We start from the raw sequence: 25,225 nt of genomic DNA, 5'->3' as shown, positions 1-25,225 counted from the left end.
CCGCTTTCGGCCAATACCGTCATCGGTCCAACGCTCGCAAACCTGAGACCGTGCAATGACATCCAATGTATTCAAAGCGATGCTGACCGGGTTGCTAGCCGCCGTGCTGGCGGCCTGTTCACCGGTCAATCTGATAAATGCACTGACGCCTGGAAGCACGTTTACTCGGGTTTCCGACATCGCTTACGGCGACGATCCGCGTAACAAACTGGATGTCTACACCCCGGCGCAGGCTCCGACTAACGCGCCGGTGGTGGTGTTCTTTTACGGCGGAAGCTGGAACAGCGGCTCAAGAGTTGATTATAAATTCGTCGGTGAAGCGCTGGCTTCACGGGGAATAGTGGTGGTCATTGCTGACTATCGCTTGTACCCGCAAGTACGCTATCCGACCTTTCTGGAAGATTCCGCTCGGGCGGTAGCTTGGGCATATCAGCACGCGCATGAGTACGGTGGCGACCCGCAAAACCTGTATGTGATGGGCCACAGCTCGGGTGCCTACAACGCGGCGATGATTGCCCTCGACCCAGCGTTCCTTGAAAAAGTCGGGCTCAAGCCGTCGATACTCCGAGGCTGGATCGGACTGGCCGGGCCTTATGATTTCTTGCCCATCGACAACGAAGACGTCAAACCGGTGTTTTTCTTTCCCAACTCGCCGCCTGACTCCCAGCCGATCAATCACGTCAGTCGTGACTCACCGCCTGCATTGTTGATCGCATCGAAAGACGACAAAGTCGTCAATCCGACCCGTAATACCGGTGGCTTGGCTGCGCGGTTACGGTCGGATGGTGTGCCGGTACGCGAGTTGTACTTCTCTCGAACCGGGCACGCCACGCTGGTCGCCGCCATGTCTCGACCGTTACGCGCATTAGCGCCGGTACTGGATGACGTGGTTGATTTCATTCATGCGGATTTGCGCGCGCAACCCGTCGCCACTCAATGACCTGCCCTTAATGCACTGAACCGGCAAACCAACCATCCCGGCGGTTCAGGCCCCAGGCAACCAAGCCGAGGGTCGCGCCGCGCAACAGCATGAACAGGATGAATGTCAGCCACAGCCCATGATTACCCAAGTCTTTGGCGAACCAGGCGAACGGTGCAATAAGGGCCACGCTCACTAGCATGGCATTGCGCATTTCCCTCGCCCGCGTAGCGCCGATAAACAGACCATCAAGCAGGTAACTCCACACCGCAACCATCGGCAACGCGGCCAGGTACGGCAGGTATTCGAAGGCCGTTTCCCGGACCTCGGGAATGTTGGTCTGCATTTCAATGAACAAATGTCCGGCGAACAGAAACAGCACTGCGAACGCCAGGCTGGCGAGCAATGACCAGCCGGCGGCGACAGTCAATGATCGGCGCAACGAGGCGCGGTCGTGGGCGCCGATGGCGTGACCACACAATGCTTCGACCGCGTGAGCCAATCCGTCCAGTGCGTGGGCGGTCAGCAGCAGGCCGTTGAGCAACAAGGCATTGGCGGCCACCGTCGCATCACCGAGGCGTGCGCCTTGCACCGTGATCAGGAAAAATACCGATTGCAGCGCCAGGCTGCGAATGAAAATGTCGCGATTGACCGCCAGCAGTGGGCGCCAATTCTTCCAGCGCTTGAGGGCGGCCCACGCCACATGGCCAGGAAACGCGCGCAGGCCTTTGTGCGTCAACGCCAGACCCAGCAAGGCGCCGATCCATTCAGCCAACACCGAGGCTCGAGCCGAGCCCACCACCCCCCAATCCAGGCCCATGACGAACCACAAGTTCAGCGCGATATTCACCAGATTGGTGGTCAACAGAATCGCCAGTGGCGCTCGGGCATTTTGGGTGCCGAGGAACCAGCCAACTAACGCATAACTCGCCAGCGCGGCGGGCAGGCCAAATAAACGGGTATGGAAAAAGTCCAGGGTCAGCGCTTTGAGGTCGGCTGAGGGCTGCATCATGTCCAAGGCCAGATGGCTAAACGGCAGTGCGAAAACGCCCAATATCACCGCCAGGATCATCGCCAGAAGCAACCCTTGCAACAGGATTTGCCTGAGCGCTGCACCGTCATTGCGCCCGGCAGCCTGTGCGGCAAACCCGGTGGTGCCCATCCGCAGAAAGCCCATCGCCCACGCGAGAAAGGTGTACAGCGTGGCGCCGACGGCCACCGCACCCAGTTGGTGGGCGTGGGGCAAATGACCGATGACGGCGCTGTCTACCAACGCCACCAAGGGCACGGAAATGTTCGAGAGAATCATCGGTGCGGCCAACGCCCACACCCGTCGATGGGTTGTGCGATCGCGCCAATCGGTCAGCAACATGGACATGGAAGCTCCTTGGAAGGCGCGCAGTGTAACAACCGCGCGCCATGAGCTTCTATCCGTGGCTCCTACAGATGTGTAATTGATACGGGGATCAATGGATGATCCAACTCAACAACCACAAGCCAAGAATCATCCAGATGATCCCGGAGATAATCGAGGCACGCATAAAGGCGCGAATAGCGGAATACAAGAACATTAAGCCGACAATCAGCGCGATAAGGCTGATCAGGGAGGTGTTCATGCCCAGGGTGCGCGACAAGCCCTCGACAAAATTGCCCCCGGCGTGGCCCAGTATCTTGAACAGCCAATCCAATCCATCAACCACAAACCGAATGATGGCGCCTAAGGTTTGGCCGAGCCATTCGAAAAAGCTTTCTACCTGCATATGTATGCCCTGATGAAAAAGGAAGTCTGCTCGCTTGGGCTATCCAACGGCTCATCGAGTTCCGTGGAGCATAGGGGCTCTTTGCCATAAATTTTCGAAAATTGCGCGAGGGTCCTCGAAAACGCGTTGTCATGCGCCCGCACGACACCCTCTGTAGGAGCCGAGTTGTTGGCGATCATCCGGACACTGAGGCGTTTCGGATAAACCTCGTTGCAGCGCTCGCCAACACGTTGGCTCCTACAGAGGGTGTTGGCTTATTAATTGTGAATATATAACTTAAGTTTAAATAAATAACCGGTTTTCGATAACGCTTTGAATGCGTTGATATTTATTAAACAAATACCCAAAAATAATCTTTTGGTATTAGTCACTAAGGCCAGGAAATTTCACCCTGTATATAAGTTGTTAATACCAAGTTGTGAATTGCTGAACAGCTGACAAAAGAATGTTATGGGCTTACGAACGAAAACAACCGACGCAGTGGTCAGTTTTCAAGAATAACGGTCCGCCGCCACAAGGATTCTCCCCATGAAAACTCAGGCATTGTTGAAAGTAAGTACCGCACTGGCCCTCGTCCTTGCTGTCAGCCTGAGTGGTTGCAGCAGTGGCGGCGGTGGTTCGAAGAGCCATGTAGACAGCGCGTCGCCAGACGCCGGAACAGCCGGAGCGGGGGCAAGTGAGGCGGTTGGGGCCGGGACCCCGACGGGCAGTGCGGCTGATGGAAGTTCTGGCAGTGCCAGTGGAGTCGCTGGTGGAATCGCAAACGGCAATTCGGGCACCGGAACCGGAACGGTCAGCGGAGTGGGCGGCGGCACCCTCGGTGGCGACTCCTCCTCACCCTTGGTTACTGGGCAAGTCGTTGCGGCGGTGGGTAACGCCGTGGGTGGCGTTGGTTCAGGCATTGTTGGTATCGGCGACGTCCTCAGTACAGTGCCGGTGCTGGGAAGTACGGGTCTGACCCGTACGGCCGGTGGTTTGGTAGCCTCGGTCGGGACAGCTGTTAACAGCCTGGGTGACGGAATAACCAGTGGTCTGGGGACACTGGGTTCTCAGAGCGATGCGCTGGGCATCACCTTGGCCCATGTCGGCACTGCGGTCGCTGACCTCGGCAGCGGCGTCTCTTCAACAGGTAACAACCTTTCCGCAATGGGGGTTTCTGCCGCGATTGAACAAGTGCCGTTAGTGGGTCCGTTACTCAGCACAACCGGTGGGCTGGTGAACGGTGTCGGCGAAAAAGTCACCATGCTCGGTGATACCCTCAATGTGTCTAGCACCAGCGGTACCCTCGGTGACGTGAGTAACGGCTTGGGCGACAAATTGGTTCCCGTTGTGGCATTGCTTGAAAGCACTACCGGCAACATCGGCACCGCAACCGGCCTGGGCGCCCCCATCAACGGCGTGCTGCAAGGCACAAGTACCGCGTTGGGTGGTGTGGGCAGCAAGCTCGATGCGTCGGGTAATCCAGTGGCGACAACCTTGGGCAGTGTGATCAATGGCGTAGCCGGGGTTACCGGCAAAGCCGGTGGGTATGTGGCGCCAGTGGGTGGTTTGCCAGCAACGGGCTTGCTGGAAAATGCCGGTGGTCTGGTGGCCGCAGCGGGTAATGGCCTGAACGCGGGGAGCAGCAACGGCTTGCTCAGCGCGGCGGGTGTCAATGTCGGCACAGTGGGTGGCACGGTCGCTTCGTTGGGAACACTCGTCGGTGGCAGCGGCGCACCTAACCTCGCAGCGGCAGCACCCATCGCCGCTTTGACCAGCAGTATGTCGGCAGCGGTGACGCCTGCGGTGACTGGCGTGACCTCTTTGACTCAGCAAATCGGTGGTGCAACTGGCTTGGGCAGCCCGGTCAATGGCCTTCTGGCCTCGGTGGGCGGCGGGGTTAGCGGTGTCGGAAGCAAGATAGATGCAGGCAGCAATAATCCAGTGGTTAACCAAGTGGGCGGCACCGTCATCGCGCTGGGACAGACCGTCGCTCAAGTGGGTGGATTGGTGAATGGCGGCACGGTGATTAACGGTGGCCTGCTCGGCGGTGTTACAAGCGGCTTAGGCGGTGGTCTGGGTGGAAGTTTGTTAGGCAGTAAGAAGTAAAACGCTAGCAAGTTTTCAAACAGCGCCTACGCTTGTGGAGACGAGGGAGTTAATAAGTCCTCGTCTTTTTTTGTATGTGAAATGCCGCTGCTGTTGGCCTTGGAGGTCTTATGCGTGCTTTTGCTTGCGTGTGCGTTCTCGGTATTTGTTTATACCCTTTCGTTTTGAATGCAGAACCCTTGCCCAGTTTTCTTAACAGTAACGACACCGAGCGTAACTTGCCGGTGCCCAATCTTCCCGCCGACGCCTATCGCCCCATCACCCCTAATTTACAGTTGCCTACTCCCACCGCTTCTGAAGCGCAACCTTTATTGATGGGTACAAAAGTTACCGTGCGCAAAGTGCGCATAGAAGGCGGCACGGTCTATCCACTCAAAGAGTTGAGTGAAGCGTTCACGCCGTTGATTGGACGGGAGGTTACACTCGCGAAGTTAATTGACGCCACCCGGGGTATTACCCAGCGCTACCAGACAGATGGTTATTTGTTGTCCTACGCGTTTTTGCCACAACAAACCTTCGATCAAGGCGTGGTTCGGGTTGTATTGGTTGAAGGTTACATTCGGGACTACCAGCTACAAGGGAATATCGGACCGGTTTCCGCGTACCTGGAAAAGCTGGTGGCCAAGTTAAAACAGGAACGTCCGCTGACCCGCAAGACTTTTGAGCGCTACACCTCATTGATGAGCCGTGTTCCGGGCGTCACGGTGCAAGCTCAAGTGCCGCCGCCGGGCACTACCGATGGCGCGACTACCTTGGTCGCCCAAGCCACGCGAAAGCCATTCACCAGTAGCTTAGGCAGCACTGACGACAACCGCGACGGCTTACAGGCGTTGCTCGGTGTCTCCAGCAATGCCCAAACCGCCATGGCTGAGCAAGTGAGCGTCAGCGGGCTATTTCCGCCGGGCAAGGACGACGAACATTATTACCGCCTCGACTACAGCCAATATCTGAACGACGAAGGCACTCAGATGAGCCTGTCCGGCGCAAGCTACAGCGCCGACCCTAGCACCACAGTGCAGTTGGACAACGGTCTGCAGTTGAAGCAGCACCATGACAACGATCGCTTGTCCATCGGCTTCAGCCACCCATTGATCGCGGCACAAAACGAGTGGCTGAGCGCCGGTGTGCGGCTGTATGCGGTCAATGACAAAACCCGCTATCAGGTGGTGGGCGTTCCACTGACGGTAGAGACCCGAACCGACCTTCGCGCCTTGGCCTTTGAGGGTGACTGGCGCAAGTCCGATGACAAGCAACTGCGCATCCTGAGTGCTGGCATATACCAAGGCATCAATGGCATGGGAGCCAAGACCGACGATGCCCTGTACGACCTCGATTTCTTCCGCCTGCGCCTGTCAGGGGTGCAGAGCGACAAGTTCTTAGAGCATTGGCAGGGCGTGGCCTCGGCGGCGCTGTACTGGAGCAATGACAACCTGCCGGACAGTGAACGGGCAGTTTTTGGTGGACAAAATTTCGGCCGCGGTTATTCCAGCGATCAGGCGTCTGGGGACAAGGGTTGGGGCGTGGCGTACGAGGTTAACTACAGCATCAACCGCGAGGGGACTTGGGTTCGGGTGTTGCAACCCTACGTGGTGCTGGACGCGGCGCGGACCTGGTTCAACGACTTGGCCGCGCCGCAATCGAAGCTGTCTTCGCTGGCAATGGGCCTGCGTTTTGGTGACTCCCACTACTACAACATCTCGCTGGAAGCCGCCAAACCCATGTCCGACATCGCCTTAGACAGCCTGAACCGCGACCCTCGGTATACCGTTAGTTTTAGTTATCAGTTGTGAGGTGCTGCAAAGACCATTCCCTGTAGGGAGGGGCGCCATGTCTTCGACTCCGCGCCGTCGCGCAGCACACTGGGGGGCACTTTGTTTAGCTTGAGGTTGCAGCGTGTCAGTACTGAAGCCTTCCCGAATAAATTCGGTCCCACGGTTTTTGGCGCTGCACAGATTCTGTAGGAGCTGCCGAAGGCTGCGACAAGTCCGAGGCAAGAATGCCGAGTAAGCCGTGCGCGGCCAGGGACGGCCGCTCACGGCGCCCCCCGTAGCGACGCCGGAGTGAGGGAAAACCAAGCCTAAGCGAGGGCCCGCATGGTGGGGCAAGCGTTTTGGGTTACCTTTTTGCGGTTCGGCGCTCCGACGGTTGAAAAAGGTGACTCGCTGTAAAAGCGAAACCCTACTTTCAGCACTCATAGAGGCCGGATATACCTACAAAAACTAGCGACAACCCATTGTTTTTAAAAGATTAAACAGTAGCTTTATAAGAGCCAGCTTGTTAGCGAAAATCCTGGCGTGGTTTGTCTGGCCCTCCGCCTCGCCAACACGTTGGCTCTACAGACGGCGTTGACGGTTTATCGACCGAATGTGGCGGTGTCTTCGCGAGTGAATTCCTCACCAGAGCTTGCAGGTTCTGGGAACAGTGCGTTGAGGGTTTCCAGCAGTCGGACGTGGTAGATCGGTTTGCGAAACAGGTCCAAGACCTGCAAGCGCAGGAGGTCGCTGACGTCTTCCATGTCGGCGTGGCCGGAGGTCACGATCACCGGCAGGTGTTGGCGTGAAGTGTGTTCGCGCAAGCGCTTGATCAGCGACAGGCCGCTTTCATCGGGCATGCGCAGGTCGGTGATGATGAGGGCGATGTCCGGGTGCAGCGCCAGTTGATGCAGGGCGACGTTTACCGACGTCGCGATAAAGCAAATAAATCCCTCGCCCTCCAGCAACTCTGCCAGTTCGTCGATGGCCTCCACTTCGTCATCCACCAGAAGCAGTTGTTGGCGCGTAGGGGCGGGGCTTGCCATATGCAACAGCCTTCTTGAGAGCGCCGTGAGTTAAGTGTTAGCGGTCATAGAGCGGTCCCACCCAGCCCTACCAGCACTTTATTGAAAATAATCTTAACTTCGGCGCCCACCGGCGCAATGAACGCGACGGCAATAACGGCCACCATGGCGGCCACGATTGCATACTCGATCGCCGAGGCGGCTTCTTTATCTTCCAGGAAAAGTTTGAACCGCAACATCATGTAATTAAGGGACATCTGATTCTCCTCGCACCCAAGGGCACTGATACAGCAATAGTGCAGTGTCACTCCCCAGCGTTGTTACAGCATTGGCGTCTACTCAGAACTAAGCAACTGTAATAAAGCATTAATCATAAAGTTATAGGTGCCACGCTGGCGTCAAAAATAAGCAGGCTTGTTGTCGAATGCTTTATAGAACATATTTTTGGCATATCAAGACATTTGGCTTCCGCTGGGCTACCTTCAATGAGCGAAGTAGTTACTTGTTCATAGCCGCCCGATTGCGAAGTTGACTCGTTTGTTAAAGCGGGGTTGTGCAGTGGGAAAGGGAGAGCCGTCATGAACAGTCGCGTCACCTTGGGATTTGCTGTTTTTTTGTTGCTCGGCGCGTTATTCGCCGGGTATTGGGGGCTGGTTCTCAGTCGCCCGACCTCTGCACCCATTGCGGTGCCTGTTATTCAAACACCGGTTCCTGTGGCGGTCACCCCGGCGGTTCAATCGGTAGAAGACTCGCTGCGCCAACCCGTATTAGTGCTGACGCGAGACTTGCCGCCGGGCACACCGATCACTGCGGCGGATGTGCTGATCGAGCGGGTAATCGTCGCCCCCGTCGGCATTTTCAATAAAGTCGAAGACGCCGTGGGTCGTAGCGCCCTGAGGGTGTTGTCGGCGGGCACGTGGCTAAGTGACAGCAGTTTCGACGCTGGCGGCGCCTTGGCGCGAATGATTCGGCCCAGCGAACGCGCGTTGGCGGTGGCCATTGACGAAGTGATCGGCGCTGGCGGCCAGCTGAACCCTGGCGATTATGTCGACGTGATGCTGTTTCTGCCCCAGGACGGACTCAACGTGGACAGGTCGGCGCAGTTGGTCATACCGGCCCTGCGGGTATTGAGCGTCGGTGAATTGCTGGGGCCGACCCTCGATGGTCAGGCAGCCGGTAGAGCGTTGAGCGATGACGATAAGCTCAAGCTCGAACAACGCAGGAGCTCGGCGCGCAACGTGGTGTTGGCAGTCCCGGAGCAACTGCTTAGCCGGCTGATGCTGGCCACTCAATCGGGCACCTTGCGTCTGGCCGTGCGCAGTGCCGAGGAAAAAAACCTGCAGCGTTATTGGGCGGGGGAAAACGATCTCGCGGCACGTCTGGATTCGACCAACCGCAACCTTATGCACTTCGAACAACTGAGCCTCGGCGGTCCGGGCAAAACGAATCCAGTCACCAGCGCACCCCGTGGAATGCGACAGGTCGAAATCATACGTGGCAACCAAATCACGCAACAAACCCCCTGATTGAAAGAGGAATGCCGTTGATGAGTAGTTGTTTCATGCGGATGTTGAAGCGAGTGATGGCGGTCCTGATGCTGACGGGGCTGCACCTCGGACATGCCATCGCAACGCCCGGCAGTTGCGTAGGATTGGGCGCGCTGCCTGCGGTGATCGAAGTGGGGCAGGGCTTGCAGCAAGACATGCATTCGGCGGTAGCAATTACTCGGCTGGCAGTGGGCGACGCAAAAATTGCCGATGTGAACGTCAAAGGTGATCAGGGCTTTTTGTTGACCGGCATTGCTCCCGGCGCAACCAGTTTGATGGTCTGGACCGAGTGTTCGTCATCGCCTCGGCAAAGCATGGTGTTTGTCCAGGGGCGGGCCACAGCAGCCCTGACCAATACCTTGGTGGCACCCTCGGAAGATATAACGCTGCCCAATCAAGTGCAGACCGACATTCGTTTCGTGGAAATCAGCCGTACCAAACTGAAGGAGGCCAGTACCTCGATTTTCGGCAAGGGCGGCAACTTTCTATTTGGCTCGCCGGGAACGGTGGCGGGGGCCGGGGTAACGCCCGGAGCAATCGGTATCCTGCCGCAGATCCCGCTCAACAACAGCACCTTCAACATTGTCTGGGGCAACAGCAAAGTCCTAGGCATGCTCAATGCACTTGAAAGCAGTGGCTTCGCCTACACCTTGGCGCGACCAAGCCTGGTGGCCTTGAGCGGACAAAGTGCGAGTTTTCTGGCCGGCGGTGAAATTCCGATCCCGGTGCCCAACGGCCAAGGCAACGGCATCTCCATCGAGTACAAAGAATTCGGCGTGCGGCTGACCCTGACGCCTACCGTGATCGGCCGCAATCGGATCGCCTTGAAAGTCGCCCCGGAGGTCAGCGAGTTGGACTACACCAACGGCGTCACTATCGCAGGCACCACCGTCCCGGCACTCAGTATTCGACGCACCGATACCAGCATCAATCTGGCGGACGGTGAAAGCTTCGTCGTCAGCGGTTTGATCAGTACCCACAACACCTCGACAGTGGGGAAATTTCCGGGGTTGGGAGACATCCCGATTATTGGCGCGTTATTTCGTAACTCTCAAGTCAACCGTGAAGAGCAAGAACTGCTGATGATCGTCACCCCGCATCTGGTCCAGCCGCTGGCGGCGAACGCGCCACTGCCGTCGCTGCCCGGCGAACAGTTACGCAACTACGACCCGAATTTCTATCAGATGTACTTTCTCGAAAATGGCAACTTCGACCGCCGTAGCGGGCTGTCGCAATGAGCCAAAGCCTGAGTCAGACATTCCTAGCGATTACCCGCACCAGCACCGATCTGGAATGGTTGCAGGGCGCGCTGGCGCCGTTGGGCCAAGTGGTCGGCGCCAGTACCGGCAATCTGGATGAGCTGTTGGCGCTGGTCGACGTAACCTTCGCCAGCTTGGTGTTTGTCGGTCTTGACCGTGAACATCTGGTCACCCAATGCGCGCTGATTGAAGGTGCGCTGGAGGCCAAACCGATGCTCGCCATCGTCGCGTTGGGCGATGGCATGGATAACCAGTTGGTGCTCAATGCCATGCGTGCTGGGGCGCGGGATTTCGTTGCCTATGGCTCGCGTTCCAGCGAAGTGGCGGGCCTGGTTCGGCGTCTGGGTAAGCGCCTGCCGCCGGTGGCGCCCAACCCGAACATGGGCGGTCTCACGGTTCTGTATGGCGCGCAATGTGACGCCGACGGCGCAATGCTTGCAACTCACTTGGCCTTGGTGGTGCAGCGCTGCGGTCAGCGCACCTTGCTGCTGGACCTCGGCTTGCCGCGCGGCGACGGCTTGGCGATGCTTGGCCTCGAAGCGTCCTTCCATTTCGGCGACGCGGTGCGTCATTTACGACGGCTTGACGCGACCTTGATGGACAGCGCGTTCACCACTGAACCTTCCGGGCTGCGCATGCTGGGGTACGCCGACGGTGATGACCTGTTGGAAAATACCAGCGCGGCCGAGTTGTACATGCTCCTCAGTGCGTTGCGGCAACACTACCAGCACGTGGTGGTGAATCTGGTGGGGCAGCCCGACAGCGAAGCGTTGCGCACCTTCGTCATTCACTGTGACCAGTTGTTGTGGTGCGCCGATCAGAGCGTGCTCGAATGCCGCCGTAACTTGGCGGTGCTCGGTGTGTGGCGAGAAAAAGGCATGAAGCTGCAACACGCTGGGCTGCTGATTGACCGCTACATGCGCCCGGTTGCGCCCAATTCCGAGGACCTTGGTAAAACGTTCGGCTTGCCGGTTTTCGCCGTATTGCCCTTCAGTCCGGAGCTGCGCCTGAATGCGAAGAACCAGGGCGTAAGGCTGTCTGAGTTATCGCCGCGCGATCCGTTGTGCCTGGGTCTACGGACATTAGGCGAGCGCCTCGCCAAGCGTTCCGAAGCGCCGGGTAAACCTCAAGAAAGCTGGCTTAATCGGCTATGGGGAAGTAAATGACCAAAGAAAAACTGTTCGGTGTGGCCCCTCGATCCTCGGGTGGTAACGAAGCCCAGGGCCTGAAGCTGATCCTGCATCGCTACATCATCGACGCCATTGAAGAGAGCGGAAAAAACCTGCTGGAAGGCTCGCGTCCGGCCTTGGCGCAGTTCGTCACCGACAAAGTAGGGGAGTACATCGGCAGGCTGCACCTGGCGATTTCACGTTACGAAATGGAGCGCCTGGCGGAAGAACTGGTCGATGAGTTGACTGGCTTCGGCCCATTGGAGGTGCTGCTGCGGGATCCGTCGGTGACTGAAATTTTGGTCAACGGCCCGCACAAGGTGTTCATCGAGCGCGACGGGATGCTGCACCAAACGGACCTGCGCTTTATCGACGCACACCACGTCGAACGGGTGATGCAGCGGATTCTTGCGCCCTTGGGCCGTCGTTTGGACGAGTCCTCGCCCATGGTCGATGCGCGGATGCCCGATGGCAGCCGGGTCAACGCGATCATCCCGCCGATTGCGTTGGATGGTCCTTGCCTGTCGATTCGCAAGTTCCGCAAAGACATGCTCAAAAGTGCTGATCTGATGGCGATGCAAACCATCGATCAACCGATCTTTGAATTCTTCGAAGAGGCCGTGAGCAAGCGCTGCAACATTCTTGTCAGCGGCGGCACCGGCACCGGAAAGACCACGTTGCTCAACGTCCTGAGTCAGTTAATCGCCCCGCACGAGCGTTTGGTGACCATCGAAGATGTGGCCGAGTTACAGCTCAGTCATTCCCATGTCGTGCGCCTGGAAACCCGACCGCCCAATGCCGAAGGTCATGGCGAAGTCCGTGCCAGTGACTTGATCCGCAACGCGCTGCGAATGCGTCCGGACCGAATCATCCTCGGCGAAATTCGCGGTGTGGAAGTGCTGGATGTGGTGACCGCCATGAACACCGGGCATGACGGCTCCATGAGCACCGTTCACGCCAACAATGCCCAGGATGCGTTGCTGCGCCTGGAAACGCTGGTGGGGTTGACGGGTCGCCAAGTGGCGGAGAAAACCCTGCGCCAGATGATCTGTGCGGCGCTGGATGTAGTGATTCAACTGACCCGGATGCCGGACGGCCGACGCTGTGTCAGCGAGGTGGTGGAAGTGGTCGGTGTGCGCGATGACGTGTACGTGACCAACACGTTGTTTCGCCTGGATCGACGCAGCGGTTTTGGTTTCTTTCGTGACGCGGTGAATCCGGCCGGAGACAAGCTTCGGCGGGATCATTAGTCCGGTTGTGTTGTGGGTCGAGGAGGTACAGAGATGGCAGGGCCGATTGCATTAGCGCTGACGTGCCTGGTGTTGCTCATGGCGTCCATGTCGCTGTTCTATCGCAGCTGGCGCAAAAGCGCTGCCGAGCGGGTGATGGTGCGACTGGCCCACGGGCAGCCGTCGGTACTCATCGAGCGTCCAGGCTGGGCCCGTATGGAATTGGCTTTTTTACGGGCGGGACTGGGGCGTCCGACTGACCAATTGACGGTTTCGCTGGTGGCATGGCTGTCGATGTTGCTGTTGGGTTATTGGATGGGCACATGGGTTGGCCTGTTACTGGCAGTGGTGGGTCCGCCCTTGCTGCTGCGGTTGTACATTTCCTGGCGTTATCAGCGTCGGGTGCGGCGGATGATCGAGCAATTGCCGCCGCTGCTCGATCATGCGGTGCGCAGTCTTAAATCCGGGCGCACGTTGGCCGATGCGGTGCTGCACGGTATCGAATCCGCAGCGAATCCTCTGCAGTTGGCCATGCGTCGAATTCAGCGCAGCGTACAACTGGGCGTCAGCTTGCCCGACGCCGCGCAGGATTTTGCCGACCTGTATGAGAAGGAAGAATTTCGTCTGTTCGCTCTGGGCCTGCGGGTCAACCATCGCTATGGCGGCAATGCCAGTGAGTTGATGGAAAACCTGATCACGCTGATTCGCGAACGTGAGCAAGGCGCCCGACAGCTGCGGGCCATGACCGGTGAAACCCGAATGACGGCCTGGGTTCTGGCACTGTTGCCGTTGGGCATGGTTGGCTATTTTTTATCGGTCAATCCCAACTACCTGATGAACATGTGGAATGAAACCAGCGGCCAACACATGCTGCTCGCGGCGTTCATCTTGCAAGTTGTGGGTTGTCTGGTGCTGTGGCGCATGTTGCGGAGTATTTGATGGCCCTGTTGATCAGTGCGTTGTTGTTGGTGGCCGCTGCCGTGCTGCTGCTTAACCAATTCGCCAACCGCCAGCGCGGCAAGCGCGAGGTGGCGCGACGGCTGCAAGGACAGATGGCCCGGGACAGCCGAGTCGGCGGCTGGCTGCGTTTACTGGGTGATACCCGGTTCGGCCAGCGCTCGGTCAGTCTCGACAGCGAAACTCAACTTATGCTTAACCGTCTGGGATGGCGACGAGCCCACGATCGCTCGCTATACGCGGCGTTTCAAGTCGGTGCGCCGATGGTGTTGCTGGGATTTGTGTTGCTGGGTCAGTGGTTGTTTTATCCCGAAGTGACGTACCCGTTTCTCGCGCCACTGTTCGCGTTGGGCATCGGCTATTTGCTACCAAAACGTCTGTTGGCGCTGGCGGCGGCGCGTCGACAAAAGGGTCTGGCCCTCGAGGTGTCGAGCTTTATCCCGCTGCTGCGCATCTTGTTTGAGTCGGGCATGGCGGTGGAGCAGGCATTGCGGGTGCTGAGCGGTGAAGGTCAGCAACTGCTGCCGATTTTGTCGGGTGAGCTTCGCATGGTGTTAGTGCGCGTCGATTCGGGTTTGGAATTGGGCGAAGAGCTGAGCAAGACCGCAAACCTTTTGGCGGTGGACGAGTTCAGCGACACATGCGTGATTTTGAATCAACTGATCCACCAAGGCGGTGGGGCGATGAAGTCACTGCTGACGTTGAAGCAACTGCTCGATGATCGGCGGCTGACCCAGCTGCAGGAATACATCTCCAAACTCTCGGCCAAGATGTCCATCGTGATGATGGTGTTTTTGTTTCCTGCCCTGTTGATCGTGCTGGCAGGGCCGGGATTCACCGCGATTGGTCGTGCGCTGAGTTCTTCGTAGGAAAACGCAGCTCCTACAATTTAATGAAATTGAGAGGCGTGAAATGAAACGAATCATCGTGGTCTTCGGGTTATTGCTGCTGGGCGGTTGCGCCACCGATGGCGGCTCGCCGTGGATGCCGTTTCCGGTCGCGGCGTCCAGTTGCGCCAAGCTAAGCGCTGACGATGAGTTAGCGCTCAATCTTGCTCAAGACATGGCCAACGAAGGACGTTTGCACGCGAGCCTAGCGAACCTGGAAGCGCTGCCCGATAACCTCGGCGAAGTCCGCTTGCGTAAAGCGCGGGTGCTGCGTTTGTTGGGCAGTGGTGACGCGGAGCCGTTGTACCGCAGCTTGCTGGGTACGTGCCGCGCCGCGGAGGGTGAACATGGGTTGGGCCAGTTGTCGGCCGCGCGAGGCGACAACAGTCAGGCATTGGCGCATCTGACCAATGCAGTGAAATTGGCGCCCACCGATGAAAAAATCCGTAATGATCTCGGTGTCGTTTATCTCAATCAATTGAAGCTGGAACAGGCCCGGTTCCAATTCCTCACCGCCATTGAATTGAAACAGTCCGACCCGCTGGCCGCCGTCAATCTGGTCACATTATTACTCTACCAAGACGACTGGAAACAGGCGGCAGAGTTAGTGTCTCGGATTGGCCTGAGCCCGCAACAATTCAGTGAGGCGCAGGCACGTGCAGAACACCTTAAAGGATCGGGCGACAAGAATGCGACGGCACCTGATCGGGTCGCCGCCGCTTCCAAATGACAGGGAGACACGCGATGAAGGCTTCAGTGTTCGGCGGCATGGTGATGTTGCTTCTATCAGCAAACGCGTCAGCCATTGAGGCTGGGCCTTCATCCGCGCAGCAGCAAGAAACCGAAAACTGGCTGCAATTACAGCCACAAGGCACGGCGGCTTCGCCAATCAAACAGGTTTCGACCCAGACCGAACGCGACCTGAGCTTTCAGCGTTGGCTAAACAACTACACCCACGAAATTCCGGAATTTTATGACCAAGAGAAAGGCGGGAAGATTTCTGGCGGGAGTAACCATTGAGGCACTCATCATGTTCTGTAGGAGGGTCCGCCACGTCTTCGACGCCGCGCTGTCGCGCAGCAAACTGGGTGGCACTTTGTGTGGTTTGAGGTTGCAGGGTGTCAGGACTGAAGCCTTCCCGAATAAATGCGGTCCCACGGTTTGGCGCTGCACAGATTCTGTAGGAGCTGCCGAAGGCTGCGATAAGGTCCGAAGGACCTTCGCCAACAAGATGGCCCCTAAAGATGGGGGGGGTGTTTTTAATGCGCCGTTGCGCGGTGATGCGGGCCCGCGTTGCTGGGTGACAGTGCCAGCGCCAGTTGGGTGCGATTGTGCATGTGGGTCAGGCGTAGCACTTGGGACACATAGAGCTTCACGGTGTTTTCAGTGATGCCCAGTTCACAGGCGATTTGGTAATTGGTCTGGCCTTTGCCAACCAGATGAGCAACGTCCATTTGGCGGGGTGACAGTTGGTTGAAAATCGCCGGGATTTCGACCGTGTCGCGTTCACCATCGACGTCTCTGTTTTGGTCTGCTGACGAACCCGAAGCCGGTTTGCGCCGAACTTTATCGAGGTCCTGATAAATGTCATCAATAGACGCCGACAGAAACTTGAGTTTGTCGTTTAAATGGCCCAAGTGCTGATGGCTCTTATGCCGATCTTGCAACGCTAGCTCTTGGCGTTGCACCCCTTCAAGTAGTTCATTTAAATCAACCGGTTTTTGATAGTAATCAGCAATGCCCGCACGCAGCGCCTTTATTACATCCTGTTTATCGGCTCGTCCGGTCAGCATGATCGATTCGAATACTCGAGTTTTACCGGAAATACGTTTAAGTTCGTTCACTAACTCGATGCCATTCATACCCGGCATGTCCAGATCGCATACCACCAGACCTACCTGACTTTCATGGGTAAAGCGCTCGACGGCGTCTCGGCTGGAATAACATCGAACGCAGTTATAACCACTGCCCTCCAGGAATTCGCTAAGCTCATCCACAATAAGCGGTTGATCATCGACAACAAGGATTTTCACAGCTGAATGCTTGATCACGCGCTACTCCATGTTTGCTTGGCTTCTACTGACCAGACGTCGAGTGCCGATGCAATTTCCCGACAGCTTTCTAGGCTGCGAACCTTCAAAAAGCCGTTGTAAACGGCGGACCAGCGAGTGCACTCGTTTGGGTGCATTTGGCTTACCGTAGTCGTACTTTCGTACTATGTATATAGCGCTAGCGTGCGTTTTAGACTAGTGGGTGAGGATTTCGAAAAAAATAAATCCGACCAATAAAAAAGGTACAAACGGGTATTTGCCTGAGGGGCTCGATGCGTCCGGCGTATAGCGGTCTGTAAGGCGTCGCGGCAAACGAAGCCATACCGTTCGGCGCATCGTCAGCCATATCAAACTGGAAACCCCAGCCCCAATAAACGTACCCAATAGATGCAAACTGTCACTGGCGAGGGCCACGGCTGCCAATAACTTCACATCCCCTGCACCCAATCGATTTAAAGCATAGCCCGGCAGCGTAAAGGCAAGTGCCAGTAGTAACGCCCACAGGCCGTCGGCCTCAGTTGCGCCGAGCCATGTATGACCGTTAATCAGTAAAAAAAATAGAAACAGGGCACCGGCGCCAAAGGTTAGCCCATTCGACAGTTGCCGGTGTCGGGCGTCCCGCTCAGCACATACCGCGAACCAGACCAATAATAAAAAAAGCTGCATACGTAAATAAAATCCTGATTCAGAGAAACAACCTATGCATCAGTTGATGCCGCATTGTCAGGGTAGATGTCGACATGCAAAACACCTCTTTTAAGTCTCGCACGTATTTAACATTCAACCGCAAACAAAAGGGCGCAGCTGCCATCGAGTTTGCGGCGGTGTTCATCACTTTCTTTGCCGTGTTTTATGGGTTGGTCAGTTATAGCCTGCCGTTGCTAATGATGCAGTCATTCAATGCAGCGACCACCGAAGCGGTTCGCCGGGCGGTGGCGGTCAGTCCAACAGTAAGCGGTTACCAAGGGGTCATACAAACGCAGGCCAGCGCCACGGTCCTCAGCCAATTGGCCTGGATGCCAGCCGCGTTGGGGTTCGATCAGACTAGCGTGACTGCCGTGTATAACACCGCCAGCAAACTGCTGACGGTCTCGATCAATTACCCCGTCAGTAAACTGGCCAATGTCGTGCCGCCTCTGGTGCTGCCTGTTATTGGTCAGGTGCCTAGCTTACCGACCTTTTTAACCGCTCAAGCGAGTCTGCAACTTGGCCCTTAAGAAAGTATTACTGGGCCGACTCTTGGGGCGCGCAGAGCCGCGTCCGGCAGAGCTGGCTGTTGTCGTCCCCGAAGAGTCGAGCGCGGGTCTTTATTTGCAGCTCGACGACGACGGTCGCGTCGTGCAGCTCAGCGATCCGCTGCGTGGGCTGTTGGCCCCCGCCCATGCTGATCGCAGGTTGTTGATGGACTATCTGACGCCCGACAGCGCGCTGGTGGTCGAAGGTATCCCCAAGGACTGGTTCGGGCTCACGTTGGACCTGGATTTCAAAGGCGCTGGCGGCCACGTCGTGCATACCCGTGGCTGGGTGCAAACCCATGAATCTCGAAACCGCGAACACGGTTGGCGTTTGCAACTGCTGGACGTTGGCGATTTGCTGCGTGAAACCTTAGCCGCTCAATGCCGTCAGCAATGTTTGTTGAGTGCCGGGCGCATGGCGGAGAAAATCCGTGCATGCAGCTTTGCGCGTCTGGTGGATGTGGTGGGTGAGCAACTGCAGGATTTGGCCCAGCGTTGGCGAGTGCCCTGCCTGGCGTTGGTACTGCCCGAACCGAATGGGCGGGGCTGGCAGGTGTATAGCCACTTCAATGCGCACACGGCACCGACTTTGTGGCAAGCCGGCCAACGCTTAGGCCATGAGCTGAACAGTTTGGACGGTGCGGTCGCGCATCAACTCGCGTTTGGCGCCCACGGTGAACTACCGCATTTGCAAAGTGCATTTGGCAACGCCGACGGTTTTTTGTTGCCTTATCGAGAAGAAGCCGGGGCCATGGCGTGGTTGCTCTTCGGTTTCTATCAGGCCGATGAACAGGCGCCGGACCTGAGCCAGCGTGAATGGCTGCAACTGTGCGTAGCCGTGGCCGGATCGGTGCTCGTTCGGCTGGCTGAAGACCAGCACCAGCAGCAGTTGGAACGTCTGAATGTGCTGCAAGAGTTGCTCGGTACGGGATGGTGGGAATGGCTGCCCAATGGTGAAATGCAACTGGCGCCGCAATTAGCGCAAGGGCTTCGTTTGGCGACTGGATGTGATCGGTTGTCGCACAAGGATTGGCTGGACATGATTCACCCGTCCGATCGTCAGGAGCTTGCCAGTCGCCTCATTGAGCTGCGAGATCGAGGCACCCCGTTAGTGGCCTGCGTGCGGATGCGCGCGCCTGACTTGGCGCATCGGGTGGTTTGGCAACGCATTCAGGGGCAATTGGTCGTCAGTGGTCAAGTGCGGCGGGTGTTGGGTTTTATGCTCGACGTCAGCGATATCAAAAATCAGGAGACCCAGGCCGCCGCCGCCCATGCGCGTCTGGACAACCTGGTCGCCAGTTCGCCGGCGGTGATCTACGTGCAGCGCTATGTAGAAGGCGCGCTGCTGCCGACCTTTTTTAGCCACAGTTTGAAGCCGCTGCTGGGGCTGACCTTGGCCGATTGCAGCGACGGCCAACTCGGCAATTACATTCACCCGGAGGACCGCGACCTGTACTTTGCGCACACCCGTGAGTTGCTGCGCGAAGGCACCGTGCGCAGCCGATACCGGTTGCGTGACGCGCTTGGTAATTACCACTGGCTGCTCGATGAGGCCAAGCTGCTGCGCGATGATCTGGGTATCCCGATAGAAGCAGTGGGACTGTGGCTAGACGTGACCGAGGCCACATTGGCTGCTGAACAGGTTCGTCAAAGCGAAGAGCGTTATCGGATTTTGGTCGAAGACTCTCCGGCTATGATCTGCCGTTATTCGCCGGCACTGATTCTGAGCTTCGGCAATCGACCCTTGGCCAAGTACCTGGAGTGTTCGTCGGACGCACTGGTCGGAATCAACTTGGGCGATTGGCTGTCGCCTGATCAGCGCGAGGCGTTTATGCAGCGCATCAACCAGCTCAGCCCGGCCTCGCCAGTGAGTACGGCGGAAATATGCTTGGAGCTGCCCGGTCGTGAACATGCCTGGTGGATGTGGACCGACCGGGGCGTATTTGATGGCGCCGGCGCTTTGCTGGAAGTTCAGGCCGTGGGCCGCGACAACACCGAAATACGCCGCACCCAGATGCAACTGACGCAAAGCGCGAAGATGGCGACCCTGGGCGAAATGGCAACCGGGCTGGCCCATGAAATTAACCAGCCGCTGCACGTGATGAGCATGGCGGTGGTGAACGCGCTTAAGCGCTTGAGTAGCGGCGAGGTGGAGGTCGAATACCTGACTGAAAAACTCAACCGTATTGATGCGCAGGTCAAGCGCGCGGCACGGGTCGTTGATCACATGCGGGTGTTTGGCCGTCGTTCGGAAATCCATCAGCAATTGTTCGGCCCGGCGCAGGCAATTGAAGGCACCGTGGCAATGCTGACGGAAGGCCTGAAAGGCAAGGGTGTCGAGCTGCGCGTATCAGTGTTGAATGGGCCCTTGCTAAGCGGACCGGTGCAGGTTCGCGGGCATGCGGATCAGTTGGAGCAAGTGTTGATCAACCTGGTCATCAATGCTCGCGATGCCCTGCTGTCTAAACTCGACATCGACCGTGATTTCCAGCCATGGATCGGGTTGCAGGTCGAGCATGACGAACAGATGGTTTGGTTGTCCGTGGAGGACAACGGTGGCGGCGTCGATCCGCGTTTGTTGGAGCGAGTTTTCGAGCCATTTTTCACCACCAAACCGGTGGGTGTGGGCACCGGCCTCGGGTTATCGGTCAGCTATGGCATTGTCGAGCTAATGGGCGGACGCCTCAGTGTGACAAACACAGCCGAGGGCGCTCGATTCCGTATCGCGCTGCCGCTGGCTATTGGCGAATTAGATCACTAACGAGGCTTGGCCAGCACCGCACGTGAGATTGGCGCCGACGTCGACCTCGTTAAGGTTGATCCCAAGACTCGCGAGCAAGGTGTTAAGCAGCGTGTCGAGCAACGGGCTCAAAACGCTGGCTACCACCGTTTGCAACGCGCTGGTAATGCTGGTGAGCAGCGTGCCTAGCCCCGTCACTAACGGCCCCAATACACCGTTATTGCCGGCGGTCGGCGCGTACATATTCACCTGAACCCCGGCGATGGTGCTCGACAGACTGCTGACAATATTGGCCGTGCTGTACACCCGGTAATAAGGCGGCTGCGTGATTTCCGGCAAGTTGGGTGAGCTAAACGTTGGCGGTGTGCTGTTATCAATCGACTGTGCAACCGTGCTGTTGGCGCTGATACCAATGCCACCGCCCACCCAGGGTATACGGGGGACCGTGCACACCGGGATGACTACGAGTATCGAGCACTTGCGCGTACCAATATCGAGCACGGGAATTGGCAGGGCGACAACCGCAGGTGGCGCGGTACTGCCAGGGGGAATGACGCTGGTGGGTATCGAACCGATATTGAGGGCTGCGGCGACAAGGTTCGTATGGGTGGTCAAGGTTTTGTTAGTGCTTGAAGCGCAGCTGTAATTGGTCACGTAGCTTTCACCGCTGCCAACGTCGAGGCTCACGTCGATCTCGGGGGTCGGCAGCAGCAATAAGTTGGTGTATGTGCAAGGAACGCCGATGGCGCAGGCTAACGCGCCAACGGCACCAGCAAGGTTCAGGCTGAGCAAGCTGTTTAGGGTATTGGTGATGGGTGCTGTCAGGTTCGCAACCGCGCTGACCAACGGCGCTACGCCGGTCAGGAGCGGCAAATTAACCGATAACAGCGCACGGACTTGCGCGGTCCGCACGTAGATCTTGTCCGGCCCCAAAGGATTTAGTGCCGCAAGTGCCGGATTACCGACGGCTGAAATCTGCGCTGGTTGCAGCACTTTGAGGTTGGATGTGATGCTGAGCACGCCTAGGTTAATCGTCTGAACGGCGACCAGGCCGTTGCTCTTGTTGGCCAACTGCACAAGGCCTTCAACCAATTGGAACAGTTGCAGGTTGGAGGTGAGCGCGGCCGTTTCTGTGCCGCCTTTGACCTGAAGTAAATCCCCCAGCATTACGGTGGTTGAGCCGGCAGCGGCCTTGAGTGCTTGCAAGCTGCCGATGGACGCGGTCGCACCCAGCGTGCCGGTGGGGTCTAGGACGGTGATCGCCGATTGTAATAGCTGGCTGACGGATACCGTGGTGCTGAGCAGTTGGGAGTAACCGACGGCGGTGATCCCGAGATCGAGTTTTAGCTGATTCAGATAGCCAAGCAGGCTGATGTTGCTGTTAATCAAACCGTTCCAGCCAACTGCGCTCAGGTTGACAGTTGAACCAAGCAAGCCCCCGAACAATCCATTCAGAATGATCGAATTGCTGCTGTCGGCCACCAGTAATGTGCTGCGGATGGTCAGCATTGCCACGGGGGGTGGAACCGCTGCGACTGCCGTTGCGCTGAGATTGATCGTCGTGCCTGAGCTGCCTCCGGGAAACAAGGCGCTGATTCCGCCCGCGATGCTCTGATTGACCCAGTGTGTGACCACCACTCGGATGGCCTGATTTTGAGTGGCGTTGACACTGAAGGCGCGCAGGTTGTTGGCGGCGAGGGCAACCGTGCCGCAATCGGTGGTGAGGGTTCGGGTGCTGTCGGTGACGGTGAAGCCGTTACGCGTTGCGGCAGCAATGGCGTAGGTAGCGGCGGTGTTCGCTGGCGTACACTGACCCAGACGCGTGGCCGCTTCCAGCGCTGCCATGTCGGCCACCCGTTGCAGGTTGCGTTTTTCCAAATAAAGCGTGCCGCTGTCGATCACCAACAACATGCACAGCACGGCCAGACCCAACGTTAGCGCCGCCATCAAGCCAATGGCGCCGTGTTGCCGAACTCTGCCAGAGAAAGCGCTGATCAGGGGAGACATCTAGCGCTCCTTCGGCAGAACCGTGGCTAACTCACCCGTATGCAGAGCAGTGTAGTCAAACCGCTGGATGTCGCGCAGGTGATCGAGGCCGATACGGTCACGCAGCGACGCGGGACCCTGTAGGAGCCCGGTCCTACCGTTTTAATATTTACAATTCAAATCCGGTGTGTCTGGTATCCCGCCTCCACAATCAATGCGGCGGATACTGTTCCAGGACTTTGGCTACTGTTTCTCGAATGGCGGCGTCACGGGCGGCGGGGTTGGTTTGGCGGGTGTTGACCACTTGTTCGGTACTGCCGCGCCACACCAGTTTGCCGTCTTTGCCATCGAGCAAGTCGATTTGCAGGGTCGAGACTTTGTAATCAACATTTCGGGTCTCAGTGATCCCGCCACCCCAGCCACCCCAGCCGCCCCAACCGCCACCCCAGCCTCCGCCCCACGGACCGCCGCCGTAGTTGGTGCTAACCATTTGCTGGCGGTCCTCGATGATCAAATAGGTCTGCACCTTGACGTCGGCACGGTGCCCCTTAGGGGCCATTCGCAACCCCCGCTGATCCAACTGCTCGCTCACCGACTCACGGATACGCTGATCGGTCAGGTCGCTTTTTATTCGGGGATCGTCTGGGCGGTATTGCACGCCGGGCTCTTTCCAGCTCCAGCTGCGGTACGCGCCAAAGTCCCGCGCCGCGTCGAAGTCATGATTGACCTGAGGGGTGACGCAGGCGCTCAGTATCAGTGCGGCGGACAACAGAGAGAGGTGGCGCAACATAATGTGTCTCCGTTCAGCATTACGAGGGTGGATACGTCGTCAGCGCTCGGTTGACCGCTTGACGCAAGGCTTTGGCGCGGCCCGACTCATCGCCACCGGTGGCGGTTTCCGCGCTGGCACTCCATACCGGTTGATGGCTTCGGTTGTCGAACAGACTGATGCGGACCACTAGCACTTGAACCTGATACGTGCGTTCAACCGGCACCGTTGCATAGCCGAAACCACCGCTGCGATAGCCGCCATAGCCGACCCCTCCCCCATAGGCGTCCTCACGGACCTGGCGCAGGCGGGTTTCCACGTGCACGTCGGCGACTACGCCGAGGTCTGCGGGTTGATTGCTCATGGCTGGACGCAGGCCGCGTTGATCAAGCCCATTACTAACCGCGTCGGCAAGCTGCTCCGGGCTGGCAAAGGGTGATCCACCGGGAAGTTGGCCGTTGACCCAGGTCCAATTGCGGTATCGACCAAAATCGATGGTGGGCGCAGGGTATGCGCTGGTGTCCACGGCCGTCGTCGCCAGCTGAGGCGCAGGCGGTAAAGGATTCGAACTGGCGACGTAGGGATTGCTGCTCTGGCAGGCGCTGACGCCCAAACACAGCAAAAGTGTAGCGAACCGGCGATTCATGATGGTCTCCGCAATAAACCGTATAGCGATGAACAACTTACAGTGGCCGGCATAACCAGTGCAGATAACGGCCCAGGCCGGCAAAGCTTGGGTGACGACGATGGGCCAGTTCCATTTCCAACAATGCCGCAAGTTCGACCTTGGCCTGAAACTCGACTGGCATGTAATCGTGGAAAACCCTTACGCCACTTTGAGCTTCGACTCGCCACGTTCCTTCAAGTTGCGCTGACAATTCTCGCGGGTCTAGGGGTTGCTGCGGGGTCAGGCTTTGCTTCTCTCCGGCCATGTCATTATTGCGCATCTTGCGGAAGTGGCCCTTGAGCAGATTGCGGTAGATCAAGGCGTCGCGGTTATAAAACGCCAGCGACAGCCAGCCATCGGCTTTGGTCAATTGATGCAGCACCGGTAAGATCGCATGGGGCTCGGCCAACCATTCCAGCACCGCGTGACACAGCACCAGGTCATACGGTTCGTGGAGCTGGCCGAGCAGTTCCTGCCACGGCGCCTGAATAAAGGTCGCAGTCTGGCCGGCGTCGGCAAAGCGTTGAAGAGCGCCGTCGAGCATCGGCAGCGCCGGTTCTGCCAGCGTCACGTCATGCCCGCGCTCTGCCAGCCACAACGACATATGGCCGAGCCCGGCACCGATGTCCAACACCCGTAATGGCCTATCTGGCAGCACTTCCAACAGGTCGGCTTGCAGTACCGCCAGACGGATTGCGCCTTTGGCCCCGCCATAGATTTTTTCGGCGAAACGCGTCGCGAGCAGATCGAAGTGGCGGTCGCTCATTTGCTAAACCGCCGTTCGTTATCGGCCAGCTTGCTGCGCACCACTTGCTCCATGTCCAACCCCAACTCACTGCACATCATCAGCAGGTACATCACGATGTCGCCCACTTCCTGACCGGCATGTTCCAGCTTGTCGGGTGGCAACTGCCGCGATTGGTCCTCGCTGAGCCATTGGAAGATTTCCACCAGCTCAGCCATTTCCACACTGGCCGCCATCGCCAGGTTTTTCGGGCTGTGGAATTGCCGCCAGTCATTCTGGTCACGGATGCGGTGCAGGCGTTGAGTAAGTTCGTCGAGGTTCATCGGTCTCTCCTGAAGGCGTGTAGCTTAAACGCAGTGCCTCAAACTCAACGCATAACTTGTTGAAAATACACCTATCAATGTTAGGCGCGCCCTTGCCTGGGATGGACAGACGATCCGC

Annotated in this window: 24 protein-coding genes; 13 read left to right on the top strand and 11 right to left on the bottom strand. The window is 57.7% G+C overall.

What is annotated here, in order from left to right; genetic code table 11:
* Positions 1–55 precede the first annotated feature (55 nt).
* On the top strand, positions 56–940 hold the full coding sequence (locus RHM59_RS13430) for an alpha/beta hydrolase (protein WP_322224304.1): 885 nt from the start codon (positions 56–58) through the stop codon (positions 938–940).
* 7 nt (positions 941–947) lie between these two features.
* Here RHM59_RS13430 and RHM59_RS13425 read toward each other — a convergent pair whose 3' ends face one another.
* Both RHM59_RS13425 and RHM59_RS13420 read right to left on the bottom strand, forming a co-directional pair.
* A complete protein-coding gene (locus tag RHM59_RS13425; protein ID WP_322224303.1) occupies positions 948–2,297 on the bottom strand; it encodes an MATE family efflux transporter in 1,350 nt (449 codons plus the stop codon).
* 88 nt (positions 2,298–2,385) lie between these two features.
* On the bottom strand, positions 2,386–2,679 hold the full coding sequence (locus tag RHM59_RS13420; protein ID WP_322167508.1) for a hypothetical protein: 294 nt from the start codon (positions 2,677–2,679) through the stop codon (positions 2,386–2,388).
* Positions 2,680–3,207: 528 nt separating this feature from the next.
* Between RHM59_RS13420 and RHM59_RS13415 the strand changes: the two genes are divergently transcribed.
* Positions 3,208–4,767, top strand: coding sequence for a collagen-like triple helix repeat-containing protein (locus RHM59_RS13415; RefSeq protein ID WP_322224301.1), 1,560 nt, complete (start codon positions 3,208–3,210; stop codon positions 4,765–4,767).
* Between the two features lie 110 nt (positions 4,768–4,877).
* The gene (locus RHM59_RS13410; protein ID WP_322224299.1) at positions 4,878–6,557 is read left to right on the top strand and encodes a ShlB/FhaC/HecB family hemolysin secretion/activation protein; all 1,680 of its coding nucleotides are present in this window, start codon (positions 4,878–4,880) and stop codon (positions 6,555–6,557) included.
* A 563-nt stretch (positions 6,558–7,120) separates the two neighbouring features.
* On the opposite strand, the gene RHM59_RS13405 is transcribed toward RHM59_RS13410, so the two are convergent.
* Positions 7,121–7,564 (bottom strand): response regulator, encoded by a 444-nt coding sequence (locus RHM59_RS13405; protein ID WP_322224297.1) that lies wholly within the window; start codon positions 7,562–7,564, stop codon positions 7,121–7,123.
* 44 nt (positions 7,565–7,608) lie between these two features.
* A complete protein-coding gene (locus tag RHM59_RS13400; RefSeq protein ID WP_322224295.1) occupies positions 7,609–7,800 on the bottom strand; it encodes a Flp family type IVb pilin in 192 nt (63 codons plus the stop codon).
* A 321-nt stretch (positions 7,801–8,121) separates the two neighbouring features.
* Between RHM59_RS13400 and cpaB the strand changes: the two genes are divergently transcribed.
* The 8 genes from cpaB to RHM59_RS13360 are packed head-to-tail and all read left to right on the top strand — an operon-like array spanning position 8,122 to position 15,611.
* Positions 8,122–9,069 (top strand): Flp pilus assembly protein CpaB, encoded by a 948-nt coding sequence (gene cpaB, locus RHM59_RS13395; RefSeq protein ID WP_322224293.1) that lies wholly within the window; start codon positions 8,122–8,124, stop codon positions 9,067–9,069.
* Between the two features lie 20 nt (positions 9,070–9,089).
* On the top strand, positions 9,090–10,328 hold the full coding sequence (locus tag RHM59_RS13390; protein ID WP_322224291.1) for a type II and III secretion system protein family protein: 1,239 nt from the start codon (positions 9,090–9,092) through the stop codon (positions 10,326–10,328).
* Entirely contained in the window at positions 10,325–11,515 is a 1,191-nt protein-coding gene (locus tag RHM59_RS13385; RefSeq protein WP_322224289.1) for a pilus assembly protein, read from the top strand. Before RHM59_RS13390 ends, RHM59_RS13385 begins: the two co-directional genes overlap by 4 nt.
* Positions 11,512–12,768 carry a CpaF family protein gene (locus RHM59_RS13380; RefSeq protein ID WP_322224287.1) on the top strand — a complete coding sequence of 419 codons (1,257 nt, stop codon included), beginning with the start codon at positions 11,512–11,514 and terminating at the stop codon, positions 12,766–12,768. Before RHM59_RS13385 ends, RHM59_RS13380 begins: the two co-directional genes overlap by 4 nt.
* A gap of 33 nt (positions 12,769–12,801) precedes the next feature.
* Positions 12,802–13,686: a type II secretion system F family protein gene (locus RHM59_RS13375; RefSeq protein ID WP_322224285.1), complete on the top strand. Its 885-nt coding sequence runs from the start codon at positions 12,802–12,804 to the stop codon at positions 13,684–13,686.
* The gene (locus RHM59_RS13370) at positions 13,686–14,573 is read left to right on the top strand and encodes a type II secretion system F family protein (RefSeq protein WP_322224283.1); all 888 of its coding nucleotides are present in this window, start codon (positions 13,686–13,688) and stop codon (positions 14,571–14,573) included. Before RHM59_RS13375 ends, RHM59_RS13370 begins: the two co-directional genes overlap by 1 nt.
* A 43-nt stretch (positions 14,574–14,616) precedes the next feature.
* Positions 14,617–15,321 (top strand): tetratricopeptide repeat protein, encoded by a 705-nt coding sequence (locus RHM59_RS13365; RefSeq protein ID WP_322224281.1) that lies wholly within the window; start codon positions 14,617–14,619, stop codon positions 15,319–15,321.
* Positions 15,322–15,335: 14 nt separating this feature from the next.
* The gene (locus RHM59_RS13360) at positions 15,336–15,611 is read left to right on the top strand and encodes a DUF3613 domain-containing protein (protein WP_322224279.1); all 276 of its coding nucleotides are present in this window, start codon (positions 15,336–15,338) and stop codon (positions 15,609–15,611) included.
* 239 nt (positions 15,612–15,850) lie between these two features.
* Here RHM59_RS13360 and RHM59_RS13355 read toward each other — a convergent pair whose 3' ends face one another.
* Positions 15,851–16,642: a response regulator transcription factor gene (locus tag RHM59_RS13355; RefSeq protein WP_322224277.1), complete on the bottom strand. Its 792-nt coding sequence runs from the start codon at positions 16,640–16,642 to the stop codon at positions 15,851–15,853.
* 195 nt (positions 16,643–16,837) lie between these two features.
* A complete protein-coding gene (locus RHM59_RS13350; protein WP_322224275.1) occupies positions 16,838–17,308 on the bottom strand; it encodes a prepilin peptidase in 471 nt (156 codons plus the stop codon).
* A 74-nt stretch (positions 17,309–17,382) separates the two neighbouring features.
* Between RHM59_RS13350 and RHM59_RS13345 the strand changes: the two genes are divergently transcribed.
* Both RHM59_RS13345 and RHM59_RS13340 read left to right on the top strand, forming a co-directional pair.
* Entirely contained in the window at positions 17,383–17,859 is a 477-nt protein-coding gene (locus RHM59_RS13345; protein ID WP_322224273.1) for a TadE/TadG family type IV pilus assembly protein, read from the top strand.
* Positions 17,849–20,638: an ATP-binding protein gene (locus RHM59_RS13340; protein ID WP_322224271.1), complete on the top strand. Its 2,790-nt coding sequence runs from the start codon at positions 17,849–17,851 to the stop codon at positions 20,636–20,638. Before RHM59_RS13345 ends, RHM59_RS13340 begins: the two co-directional genes overlap by 11 nt.
* Here RHM59_RS13340 and RHM59_RS13335 read toward each other — a convergent pair.
* From RHM59_RS13335 to RHM59_RS13315, 5 genes are all read right to left on the bottom strand, one after another.
* The gene (locus tag RHM59_RS13335) at positions 20,627–22,624 is read right to left on the bottom strand and encodes a pilus assembly protein TadG-related protein (protein ID WP_322224269.1); all 1,998 of its coding nucleotides are present in this window, start codon (positions 22,622–22,624) and stop codon (positions 20,627–20,629) included. The two genes, RHM59_RS13340 and RHM59_RS13335, sit on opposite strands and share 12 nt — an antisense overlap.
* Before the next feature lie 190 nt (positions 22,625–22,814).
* A complete protein-coding gene (locus RHM59_RS13330; RefSeq protein ID WP_322224267.1) occupies positions 22,815–23,393 on the bottom strand; it encodes a DUF4136 domain-containing protein in 579 nt (192 codons plus the stop codon).
* A gap of 19 nt (positions 23,394–23,412) precedes the next feature.
* Positions 23,413–24,018, bottom strand: a complete 606-nt coding sequence (locus RHM59_RS13325) for a DUF4136 domain-containing protein (RefSeq protein WP_322224265.1) — start codon at positions 24,016–24,018, stop codon at positions 23,413–23,415.
* A 37-nt stretch (positions 24,019–24,055) separates the two neighbouring features.
* Entirely contained in the window at positions 24,056–24,805 is a 750-nt protein-coding gene (locus tag RHM59_RS13320) for a methyltransferase domain-containing protein (RefSeq protein ID WP_322224263.1), read from the bottom strand.
* A complete protein-coding gene (locus RHM59_RS13315; RefSeq protein WP_322167512.1) occupies positions 24,802–25,107 on the bottom strand; it encodes a nucleotide pyrophosphohydrolase in 306 nt (101 codons plus the stop codon). Before RHM59_RS13315 ends, RHM59_RS13320 begins: the two co-directional genes overlap by 4 nt.
* Positions 25,108–25,225 lie beyond the last annotated feature (118 nt).

The organism is Pseudomonas sp. MH10 (genome assembly GCF_034353045.1).
GTDB lineage: Bacteria > Pseudomonadota > Gammaproteobacteria > Pseudomonadales > Pseudomonadaceae > Aquipseudomonas.
The sequence above is the reverse complement of the archived record's forward strand: the minus strand, read 5'-3'. Positions and strand labels throughout refer to the sequence as shown.